Source organism: Streptomyces sp. NPDC107559, assembly GCF_055657365.1.
In genome coordinates this window covers 613,690-625,752 of record NZ_JBVKBD010000002.1, presented here as the reverse complement: position 1 = coordinate 625,752, position 12,063 = coordinate 613,690, and the positions used below count along the sequence as shown (strand labels likewise).

The following is a 12,063-nucleotide window of genomic DNA, read 5'->3' as shown; positions in this document are numbered from 1 at the left end:
CTCAGGCAGCCTCTCCGGCGGCGAGCGCCACGCGAAGACTGAGCGGACGCAGGTCCCGCCAGATCTCCTCGATGTGCGCGAGGCACTCGGCCCTGCTTCCCTCGAAGCCGGAGACCTGCCAGCCCAGCGGGAGCGGCCGCCCGGGGAACCAGACCGAGTACTGCTGCTCCGAATTGCTCACTACGGTGAAACGGTCGATGCTCTCAACAGCCATGATCTGACTCCTTGATCGGTCCGTGTCGGTCGATGGGGGCCGCTCAGCGGGCGGCACGGTGGGACAGCTCGGCCGCGATGACCTCGGCCAGTCGGCCGACCTCGTTGCGGGTGAGGAACGTGGCGGGCAGGCCGGGCAGCCCGTGCAGGCCGATCGGGCCGGTGATCACCTGCGACCAGCCCATGTCGGCGGGCTGGAAGTTCTCCTCCGGAAGGACGAAGACCCGGGCGGCGCCGTCGTACTCGGCCTGCTGGTGCGAACTGATCGCCTTGGCGTTGGCCTGGTAGACCCCGAGCAGCCTGCGCGCGTCGTCGAGGCTGCTGACGTCGTCGCGCAGCGCGCCCGCGCTCCGGCCGCGGCTGAACACCAATTCGATCTTCTCGTCGAGGCTGTCGATGGCGGCCAGTTCCTCGTACGTCGTGTCGGTTCCCTGACCGAGCATGTGGTGCACCAGGGCGGTCGGGTCTTCCAGAAGCCTGCGCGGGGCGGGGTCGAAGTGGTTGGCCACCACCAGCCCGAGGTAGCCGACCGCGTCGCCTGCCTCGCGCAGCCGGCGGGCCACCTCCACGGCCACCGTCGCGCCCATGCACCAGCCGGCGATGTGGTACGGGCCCTCCGGCTGGACAGCCTTGAGCCGGGCGACGTAGTGGTCGGCGAGGCCGCTCATCGAGTCCAGCGGCTCCTCTCCCGGCTCCATGCCGGAGGCACGCACGCCGTACACGGTGACCTTGCCGTCGAGGAGCCGGGCGAGCGGTCCGTAGCTGAAGATGTGGCCGCCGAGCGGGGGGAAGAGGAACAGCGGGGTGCGGCCCGCGGAGTTGAGCGGCACGACCAGCGTGTCGGCGTCGTCGGTGCCGTCGGCGTCCCGGCGGTCGATCAGGGCCGCGAGCCTGCGGATGGTGGCCGCCTGCAACAGGGCGGCGACCGGGAGCTCGACTCCGAGCTCGTCGCGGACCTTGAGCACCACCCGCAGGGCACGGAGCGAGTGACCGCCGAGGTCGAAGAAGTTGGCGTTCACGCCGATGCCGGTGACGCCGAGCACCTCGCTCCAGATGGCAGCCAGTGCGCGCTCGGTGTCGCTGCTCGGCGCGGCCGTGTCGCCCCCGGCCGAGGACATCGCCTCGCCGATGCCGGGCAGCGCCTTGCGGTCGACCTTGCCGTTCGGGGTGAGCGGCAGCGCGTCGAGCAGCACCCAGGCCTGGGGCACCATGTAACCGGGCAGTGCCTCGGCGCACCAGGTGCGAAGCGCGCTGCCGTCTACGTCGGGAGCGGCCACGACGTAGCCCGCGAGAACCCGTTCGCCGTCCGTGCCGAGCGGCGCCGCGACGACGGCCGCGGAGACCTCCGGGTGTCGGCCGAGCCTGGCCTCCACCTCCTCCAGCTCGATCCGGTAGCCGCGCACCTTGACCTGGAGGTCGACCCGCTCCAGGTACTCGAAGGTGCCGTTCTCGCCGATGCGCACCAGGTCGCCGGTGCGGTAGAGCCGTGCGCCGGGCCGGCCGGGGCCGGCGAAGGGATCCGGCACGAAGCGGTCCGCCGTCAGGTCCGGCCGATCGTGGTAGGCGCGGACCACACCCTCGCCACCGATGTACAGCTCGCCGGGAACGCCGGGGAAGACCGGGTCCATGTGGGCGTCGAGCACCCACATGGTGGTGTTGCGGATCGGACGGCCGATGGGCACCGTGCCGTCCCCGTCCGCCACCGGCTGCACGGAGGACCACACGGTGGTCTCGGTCGGTCCGTACATGTTCCAGACCGCCGCACCGTCTCGTGACAGCCTTTCGGCGAGGTCGCGCGGGAACGCCTCCCCACCGCAGAGCACTCCGGCCATGTCCTTGGGACGCCAGCCGGTGTCGAGCAGCATCCGCCACATGGCGGGCGGTCCCTGGGCGATCAGCCCGGATTCCGACTCGATGAGTTCGCGCAGCGCGGCGCCGTCCGCGACCTGGCTGCGGGCGGCCAGGAGCACGGTGCCACCGAGGATCAGCGGGACGAACATCTCGTTGACATGGATGTCGAAGCTGATCGAGGTCGTGGCCAGATAGGGGTGCGATTCGTCCAGGTCCAGGCGCTCCACGAGCGCGTCCAGGAAGTTGACGACGGAGCCGTGCGGCACCTCGACACCCTTGGGCAGGCCGGTGGAGCCGGAGGTGTAGATCGTGTAGGCGAGCTCGTCGCCGGAGACCTCGACCGCCTCGGCGCTGCGCGGGTGTGCGGCAGCCGTCTCGACGGCGAGGGCCGCCGGGGCGAGTTCAGGGGCGACACCGGCGGAGGCGGCATCGTGCAGGAGGAAGTCCGCACCGCTGTGGCGGGCGATGTAGCGCAGCCGGTCGAGCGGGTAATCGGGGTCGAGTGAGACGTAGTTGGCACCGATCCGCCAGATCGCGAGCAGAGCGGGAATGAGCAGGGTGCCACGGTTCATGCACACGCCGACCGGGTCGCCCCGGCGGACTCCCGCCTCGGCCAGGCTGCCCGCTATCCGGCCGGCTGTGTCCAGCAGCTCGTCGTACCCCAGTTCGCCGTCGACGGCGCGCACGGCGGTCCGACCGGACCGGGCGGCCCGCTCGATGCGCTGGTACACGCCGTGTGGGCGCGCGGTGTCGCGCCACGGACCGGAGCCGAGCACGGCAAGTGCGGCGACGTCCTCGTCCGCGAGCGCGGGCGCGGCCAGCACGGAGGCGTCGGGATCGGCGGCGATCCGTTCCAGCACCGAGAGGTAGGCCCGGCTGAGACGGGCGGTGTCCGCGCGGTCGAAACGGCGTGCGTCGTAGCGCAGCTGAAGCCGCAGCGAGGTGCCTTCCGGGTTCATCACGAAACCGGAGGTCAGTGGGAAGTTGGTGTGCTCGTAGTAGTCGCCGATGTCGAAGGCCAGGTCGTCCTGTGCGGTGAGCCCTTCATAGCTTCGGAACCGCCGGAAGTCGAAGACGACGTCGAAGGGGCTCCAGCCGGTCTCCTCGACCATCGCCGCGAGCGGATAGCGGCGGTTGGGGAGGATCGCGGCCTCCTGGGCGAAGACCGCGGTGGCGAAGTCGGCCCAACTGGCCTGCGGGAGGGTGGTACGCAGCGGATAGGTGCTCAGAAAGAGTCCCTTGACCTGCTCGGCGTCCCGCGTCTCCGGGCGGCCGTTGCCGACGACCCCCGTGATCACGTCGGGTCGCCCGAGCAGCCCCGAGACCACGCGCAGGTGCGCGGTGAGCAGCACGGTACGGACGGGGACGCGCAGCCGCGTCGCGAGTTCGCCGAGCCGGTCGAGCACGGGCCGCGGGATGTCGTACCACTCGACCTCCACGGTCGAGTCCATTTCGTCACTGGTGCGCCGGGGCGGTATGGGCAGCACGGCGGGCTCGGCACCGGCCAGCTGGTCGCGCCAGAAGTCGCGTTGCCGTGCGTCGTCGAGGGCGTCGAGTTCGAGCGCGATGTAGTCGCGGTAGCGGGTTTGTGGGGCGGTGAAGTCCGGAGTACGGCCCGCACGGATCGCCGTGTAGCCGGCGAAGAGCTCCGCCACCGCCGAGTGCAGGCTCCAGCCGTCCATCATCGCGTGGTGGAACGACCACCAGAAGTGGAACTCCTCGTCCCCCAGGCGGTGTACGACCATGCGGAAGTGGGGCGCCGCCGCGAAGTCGAAGGGACGGCCGGTCTCCTCGCGCCGCCAGTCGGTGAGAACCCGCTCGGCGGCATCCCGCTCCAGGCCACGCAGGTCGACGGTCTCGAAGGGGACGTCGACCGTGGAGTGCACGAGCTGCAGCGGTTCGCTGAACTTGGCCAGTTCGAAGGAGGTGCGCAGCACGTCGTGGGCCCCGATCAGCCCGGCGACGGCGGCGCGGAAGCTCTCCTCGTGCCACGGCCCGCGCACCCGCAGCGAGTAGATGTCGTGGTAGTAGGAGGCATCGCCTTCCAGCTCGGCGTGGTAGATCATGCCGGCCTGCAGCCGGGACAGCGGATAGGCGTCGGTGACGGAGCTGGTGGTTGTTCCGCGGTGGGGTGCTGCGGTGGTCATGCGACTGTTCTCCGGTCTCTAGAGTCCGAGCCGAGCGAGGTCGGCGGTGCTGAGAAGGGTGAATTCGCCAAGGGGTGTCGCCTGCTCCTGCCGCGGATCGACCGCGGTCATGACGGCGGCGAGTTCGCGCAGGGTGCGGGCGGTGAACACGTCGTCCAGGCCCAGGGACCAGCCCTGGTCGGCGGCGGAACCCACCACGCGTACGGCGCTGAGCGAGTCCCCGCCGATGGCGAAGAAGTGGTCCAGGGCGCCGACCGGCCGGTCCGGCTTGAGCACCTCGGCCCAGATGGCCGCGAGCATCCGTTCCTGGTCGGTGTCCGGCACCTCGTACGCCACCACGTCGCTGCGCCACGGCTCCGGGTCGGGCAGGGCCCGCCGGTCGACTTTGCCGGTGGCGCCGAGCGGGAACTCGTCCATGACCACGATCAGCGAGGGGCACATGTAGTCGGGCAGGATGCCGCGCAGTCGCTCGGCGAGCACGGTGCCGTCGGCCCGGGTGCCGGGGCGGAGGGCGACGTAGCCGATCAGCTCCTTGCCACCGCCCGGATGCTCATGGACCACGACGACGGCGTCGGTGACCTCGGGCTGGGCCGCCAGCCGCTCCTCGATCTCGCCGAGTTCGATGCGCACGCCGCGGATCTTCACCTGGAAGTCGGTCCGGCCGAGGTATTCCAGCTCGCCGTGGGGAAGCCGCCGCACCAGGTCGCCGGTGCGGTAGAGGCGCGAGCCCGGGTGCTCCGGTCCGGCGAACGGGTCCGGGACGAACCGGTCGGCAGTCAGATCGGGCCGGCCGACATAGCCGGTGGCCAGTCCGATGCCGCCGATGTACAGCTCGCCGACGCCGCCGCGCGGGATCACCCGCATGGTGTCGCGGTCGAGCACGTACAGCCGGATGTTGTCGATCGGTCGGCCGATGGGGACGGCGGCGCCCGCCTGCGCCGGTGCGCAGCTGTGCCACGAGACGTCCACGGCGGCCTCGGTGGGGCCGTAGAGGTTCTCCAGTCGGACCGGTGTCACTCCGGCGGTGGCCGTGACCTCGTAGAAGCGGTCACGCAGGCTGCCTTCGAGCGCCTCCCCGCTGCACACCACCAGACGTACGGTCTCGGCGATGGTCCCCGCGCCCGGCTGCTCCAACAGTGCGGCCAGCATGGGCGGCACGAAGTGCAGGGTGGTGACCCGTTCACGGCGGATCTCCTCGATCAGGTATCCCGGGTCGCGGTGGCCGCCGGGACGGGCCATGACGATCCGGGCGCCGGCCAGCAGCGGCCAGAAGAACTCCCACACCGAGACGTCGAACGTGTAGGGGGTCTTCTGCAGGACGGTGTCGGAGGCGTCGAGGCGGTAGGTGTTCTGCATCCAGCGGAGCCGGTTGACAATCGCCCGGTGCGGGACCAGAACGCCCTTGGGAGTCCCGGTGGAGCCCGAAGTGAAAAGGCAGTACGCGGGCAGCTCGCCGTGCAGGGGCAGTTCCAGCGGTGGCTTGGGCTCGGCTTCCAGGCCGACGACGAGGGTGTGCTCCCGGCTCAGCTCGTCGGGCACCCCTCCGGGGCCGGTGAGCAGGGTCCGGACCCCCGCGGTGTCCATCATCAGCCGCAGCCGTTCGGCTGGAGCCGCGGTGTCGAGCGGCAGGTATGCTGCGCCCGCCGCCAACGCGGCCAGGAGGGCGACGACCAGTTCGGCCGAGCGCTCCATGTGCACCGCGACCACGTCGCCGAGACGGACTCCGCTCGCGCGCAGCCGATGGGCGTGCGCGTCGGCCAGACCGAGCAGTTCGGCGTAGCTCAGGGTGCGCCCCGCGTAGCTGACGGCCGGTGCGTCCGGGGCGAGGGCGGCGGACCGGCGGATCCCGGTGAGCAGCTCCTGGGCCTCGTCCGGGCCGGCCGGGGGCATGGGACCGGCCGCCGCGTCGAGTTCCGCGGAGAGTTCGGACGGGGGCAGCGCGTCGTACCGGGCGGCCGGGTCGGTGGTGCTCTCCAGCAGGTGGCGGACGTGGGCCAGGAGTCGGCGGACGGTGGCCGGCTCGAACAGATCGGCGTTGTACTCCAGGGTCAACTCGGACCGCTCGCCATCGAGACGGGTGATCAGACTCAGCTCGGCCTTTGCGGTCGTCCGCGCGTCCGGCACTTCCTCGACCTGGACACCGGGCAGTTCGAGTGAGGCCGGTGCCGCCTGCTGCATCACCAGCGCTGCCTGGAACACGGGCGGGTGGCTCGCTGTGCGCGGCACGTCGAGTTCGGACAGCAGGCGTTCGAACGGCACGTCCGCTTCGGAGAGTCCGCGCCCGACTTCGGCCGCTGTCACCGCGATGAGGTCGTCGAGCAGTCCGCTCGCGGGCAGTCGCAGCCGCAGCGGGACGGTGTTGATGAAGCAGCCGATCAGCTCCTGGTGGCCGGACTCGGGCCGGTTGGCCACCGCCGTTCCGAGCACCAGCTCGCGGTCGCCTCCGCGGGCCGCGACCGCCGCCGTGTACGCCGCGGCGACCAGGGTGAACGGGGTGACGGAGCGGCGGCCCGCCTCGCGATGCAGACGTTCCGGCAGCCCCGCCGGGAGGGCGAGCACCTCACGGTCGCCGCGATAGGTCTGGCGGTGACCGCGAGGGCGGTCGGTGGGCATGCCGTAACGCTCCGGCGCTCCGCGCAGATGCTCGGCCGCCCTCGCCAGACCGCCGTCTGCCTCCAGGGCCGCTGTGCGGGCTCGCTGCCAACGGGCGAAGCCGGCGTAGTCCGACTCGGGCAGGGGCGGTTCGACCGCGCCCGGCTGATCGCTGAAAGCCGCGTAGAGCGCCGACAGTTCGTCCTGGAGCACAGCGAGTGACCAGCCGTCGGCGGCTATGTGGTGAACCATCAGAATCAGGGCGCAGTCGTCGGGCCCGAGTTCGGCGAGGGTGGCGCGCATGACTCGGCCGGCCCGCAGGTCGAGCGGCCTGGTGAGCTCCTCCTGGACGAAGGCGGGGAGTTCGCCGGCTCCGGAGAGCTCGACCGTTCGGTAGTCGAAGACCTCCCGCGCCGTCCTCGGGAGGGCCCGCAACCGGTCGGCCGTGACCTCGAAGCCGGTGCGCAGCGGGGCGTGCCGCTCGACCAGGCGAAGGAGCGACCTGCGCAGCGACTGCCGGTCAAGGCCTCCGCGAAGGCGGAAGCACCACGGGATGATGTAGACGCCCGGCTCGCTGCCGGTCATCTCCTCCAGGAAGAACATCCGCTCCTGGGTGAGGCCGGCCGGATAGGGGGCGTCCTGCGCCGTGGTGCCGACCGGCGGAAGCGTTTCGGGTTTCCGCACCACGACACGGGCCGCGATCACTGCGGGCGTCGCCCGGTCCAGGATGACGGCGGCGGGCACCCGGACACCGAAGCGCTTCCCGAGCCGTGCGGCCATTTGCATGGCCAGCAGCGAATGGCCGCCGAGCGCCAGGAACTCGTCGTGCACGCTGATGCGCCGCACCCCGAGGACCTGTTCGAAGATGTCCACCACGGCCGCCTCCTCAGCGGTGCGCGGCGCGACGATCTCGGAGTGCGCACGGTCCGCGGAGGGATGCGGCAGGGACCTCTTGTCCACCTTGCCGTTGGGTAGCAGCGGCAGCCGGTCCAGCGCCACCAGCCGGGCGGGGACGAAGGCCGGAGGCAGTAGGGAGGCGACATGTCGCAGCACGGCGGCCTCGTCCAACGGCCTTCCGGCGCGTGTCACCGCATAGCCGATCAGTCCATGGCCGTCGTCGCGCTTGAGCACGGTGGCCTGCTCGATGTCGGGGTGGGCCCGCAGGACGGCGGTGACCTCCGCGGGCTGCACACGCACTCCGTGGACTTTCAGCTCGTCGTCGGCGCGGCCGAGGATGTCCAGCAGCCCGTCGGCCCGAAGGCGGCCGAGGTCGCCCGTCCGGTAGAGGAGATCGGCCTCGTCGGCGCGGAACGGGTTGGGTGCGAAGCGGTCCGCCGCGTCACGGTCGGACGCATCGAGATAGCCGAGCGAGCGGTGCGGCGTGCGGATGGTGATCTCGCCGGTCTCGCCGATCCCCGCGGGCCGGCCCGCAGGGCCGAGGACGACCACCTGGGTTTCCGGCAGCGGCCGGCCGATCGGCTGCACCCCGTCCGACGGTTCCGCGGGGATCTCGTACCAGCATTTCGCGAGCGTGGTCTCGGTCGGCCCGTAGAGGTTGATGACGCGGGCCTGTCCGCCCAGGTGTTCGCGCCAGCGGCGGACAGCCTGTCCGGTGAGTGGCTCCCCGGCGAAGAGCACGGCGCGCAGCGCGCGGGGCCGGGGGGCTGCGTCCGGGTCCTCGGCATGCTCGGCGACGAGCAGGTCGGCGAGGCTCGGAGTGATGTGCAGCGTGGTCACACCGCTGCGCTCCAGCCAGCGCAGGGTTGCGGCGGGGTCCTCCAGATCGCCGGGTTCGGGCACGACCAGCGTGGCTCCGGAGACCAGGGGCAGGAACAGGTCGCGCAGGACCACGTCGAAACCTGTGTTGGTGCGCCAGCCGACCCGGTCGCCGGGGCCGGTTCCCAGCAGTTCGCGCTCCCAGGCGAGGAAGTGAGCGAGTCCGCCGTGCCGGCCCAGCACACCCTTGGGAGTGCCGGTGGAACCGGAAGTGAAGAAGACGTACGCCGGATCGTCGGTGCCGGGCAGCGGGACGTCGCACAGACCGTCCCCGGCGGCGAGCAGCGCGTCCGGGCGGATGGCGGCGCCATCGGTCTCCCCGATCAGGAATGCCGGGCGGGCGGTCTCGAGGATCGCGTCCCGACGCGCCCGCGGCAGGTCCGGCTGGACGAACAGCGGCACTCCGCCGACGCGCAGGACGGCCAGGGCCGCGAGGACGGTCCGGGTGCTGTGGCCGCCCTCCAGCCCGACGATCTGGCCCGGACGCAGACCCAGGTCGAGAAGCCGGACCGCACCCGCCTCGGCGGCGACGGTCAGCTCGGCGTAGCTCAGGTCGCCTTCCGGCGCCCGGATCGCCGTGGCCTCCGGATGGAGGGCCGCAGCCTCCCACACCTGCTCGACGACCGACGCTCGAGGCGTGGCGGGCAACGGTTCCGTGAGCATGCGGGTGACGGAGTCGACTCCGTCCGACGTGAATTCGGCCAGCGGCAGGTCCGGGGTGGCGACGGCTTGCCGCAGCAGTCCGGTCATCGAGGCGGCGAACGAGGCCGCGTCCGCCGAAGTGAGGGCTGCCGTGCGATGGAGGAACTCCAGGCGTAGCCCGCCGTCCTGCGGCCAACCGTAGACGCAGAGGTCCGTACGAGCCCGTACCGGAGTCTCCTCCCAGCTCAGCCGCCTCGCCGTGCAGCCGGGCAGGCTCAACTCGGCACGCTGTTGGGGAAAGATGTTCAGCATCACATTGGTGTGGGCCTCGCCGCCGCGCTCCGCCCAGCGTGCGCGCAGTGCTTCGGCGGGCACGTCGTGGTCCCCGTAGGCGTCCAGGGCCAGGTCACGGACCTGGCCGAGCAGCTCGGCGAAGCTCTGCCGGGGATCGGCCGAAGCCGTGACGTACAGGCTGTTGAGGCAGGGACCGATCAGCAGACGGCTCCAGGTCTCCGCCCGGTTCGCGTTCGGCAGCAGCACGCTGCAGCTCTCCTGGTCGCCCCATCGGGCCGCCGTGGCGACGAGTGCGGCCAGCAGCACCATCACCTCGGAGGCGCCGTGCCCGTGAGCGAACTGCTTCAGCCGGGAGAGCTCCTCGGCGTCGAGCCACTCATAGTGGCGGGCCGCCTCCGAGGGGTCCTGTCCGGCTCGGCCGCCACCGGCCGAGCCGGACAGTGCCACGCTCTGCGGTACCGGCAGCCGGGCGGCAAGCTCGGACACCCGGGCGGACTGGTCGGCGCGGGCGAAGCGTTCCCGCTGCTCCCGGGCGAAGCGCCGATACGTTTCCGGGACCGGCGGCAGAGCCTCGCCCTCCGTCGCATGGCGATAGCACGCGTCGAGTTCGGCGAAGAAGGATTCCTCCGAGCCTCCGTCGAACACCAGGTGGTTGATGACGAGCAACAGCAGGGTGTCGCCCTCCCCTGCCGGGGTCCAGACATGCGCACGGATCAATGGGGAGTCGCCGGGGAAGGCACGCAGCGACTCCTCCCGCACCTCGAGCAGCGCCTGCTGCTCCTCGACGCCGTGAGTGACGTACAACGGGATGTCGCCGGGCCGGAAATCCTCGGACATCAGCAGGACCCCGGCGTCGTCGTCCCAGGCGCAGCGTGACAGCAGCACCGGGTTGCGCTCGGCGACCATGCGCAGGGCTCCGCCAAGTGCGTCGAGATCCACGCGGCCGGCGATCCGCCAGGCCATGGGGAGGTTGTTGGCCGTCGGCCCCGCGCCGAACTGCTCCAGCAGCCACAGCCCTTCCTGGGCGTACGAGGCGGCAACCGCCGTCGTGGTGACGATTGTTGCGGGCATGAGTGTGTACTCCGATACGAGGTGAGTCAGCGTTCGACGCTGGTGAGGTTGACCAGTACTGGACCGCTCAGGACAGGGGCGGTGGGAGCACCGGGCCGCCGGGTACTCGCCGGTGTCGGCCGCGAGGGAGGTGGGTGTGCCGATCGGTGATCAGCCGTCTTGCGCCGACTTGGCCGCGAGCACGGGGGTTTGGCCGACGGGCTCGGCCGCAACCTGGGGGACGGGCCCAGCCGGTGTCTCGGGCTCTCGCTTGTTGACGACCGCGTTGCGCACCAGACCGAGAGTGAGCAGGCCGGGTGCGCCCGCGGCCACGGCCATGGTCAGCACGACGACGGTGTAGTGGTCGCCCGCCAGCAGCGGACCGGCCACGATCGCCCCGAGCGGGTACGCGCTGTGCATCAGCGTGCGCATCAGGGTCATGGTTCGGCCGCGGAGTACCTCCGGGGTGCGCTGATACCGGATGCTCTGCGAGGAGACCGTCATGAGCATCGCGGGCAAGCCGCAGATGAGCTGGCCGACGAGGATGAGCACCGGGTTCGCACCGAGAAGCAGAAGCAGGCCACTGCCGGAGATCACCTGGAGCAGACCGATACGGAGCATCGGACGGACAGCGGGCTTGACCGCTCCGGCGATCAGCGAGCCGATCATCTCGGCGCCGGCGAGGCCGCCGACGAGCACGCCGAGCATGGTGGCACCGCCCGGGAGACGCTCATGGGCCAGCCACGGCTGAGCGACGATCAGCATGCCCATCGCCACGTTGAAGATGGTGAAGGTGATGGTGATCACCAGCATCACCCGGTCCCGGACCACGAAGGCGACGACCGGACGCCAGGAGCTCCGCTCGGCGGAGACCGCACTCTGGTCGTTCGTGGTCTCCGCACCGGCCCCCGGACGGTCCAGGCGGGCCTTCAGGCTGAGCACGAAACCGGCGAACACCAAGTAGCTCGCGCAGTCCAGGGCGAGCACCCAGTACCCGCCGATGAGCGGGATCAGCAGACCGCCGAGAGCGGGGCCGATCATGCCGGCCGCGCCGTAGGCGACCGCCTCAAGGGCGATCGCGGTGGGGAGCTGCTTCTTGGGCACCAGTTCGGGCAGGACAGCGGGGATGATGCCGATCGGGATGATCTTGAACAGACCGAAGACCGCCGCGACGACATAGAGGTGCCACGGGTTGAGGACATGCGCGACGTACAGCAGCGGGACGGCGAGCATGGCCGCACCGCGCACGACGGAGTCGAACACCAGCAGCTTGCGCCGGGAGAAGCGGTCCACGACCTTGCCGGCCAGGAGGCCGCCGAGCAGGACGGGGGCGGAGTAGCAGACGCCGAGTACGCCCAGGGTCCCGGCGCCGCCGGTCGACACGGCGATCCACGCGAGGGCCGTCCATGTGGCGCCGTCACCGAGAAGGCTGATGACCGCGCCGATCCAGAGCTTGCGGTAGTCGGGAATGCGGAGTACGGAAGCATAGACGCGCATG

At 71.2% G+C, this 12,063-nt stretch carries 4 protein-coding genes; all 4 read right to left on the bottom strand.

All coding sequences use genetic code 11. From position 1 onward, the window contains the following. Position 1: 1 nt before the first annotated feature. Positions 2-214 carry an MbtH family protein gene (locus ACZ7OY_RS09250; RefSeq protein WP_471910809.1) on the bottom strand — a complete coding sequence of 71 codons (213 nt, stop codon included), beginning with the start codon at positions 212-214 and terminating at the stop codon, positions 2-4. A gap of 43 nt (positions 215-257) precedes the next feature. Beyond that, entirely contained in the window at positions 258-4,211 is a 3,954-nt protein-coding gene (locus ACZ7OY_RS09245) for a non-ribosomal peptide synthetase (RefSeq protein WP_471910808.1), read from the bottom strand. Between the two features lie 18 nt (positions 4,212-4,229). Then, complete coding sequence (locus ACZ7OY_RS09240; RefSeq protein WP_471910807.1) at positions 4,230-10,586, bottom strand: amino acid adenylation domain-containing protein; 6,357 nt, start codon at positions 10,584-10,586, stop codon at positions 4,230-4,232. 150 nt (positions 10,587-10,736) lie between these two features. After that, entirely contained in the window at positions 10,737-12,062 is a 1,326-nt protein-coding gene (locus ACZ7OY_RS09235) for an MFS transporter (protein ID WP_471910806.1), read from the bottom strand. Position 12,063: the final 1 nt, after the last annotated feature.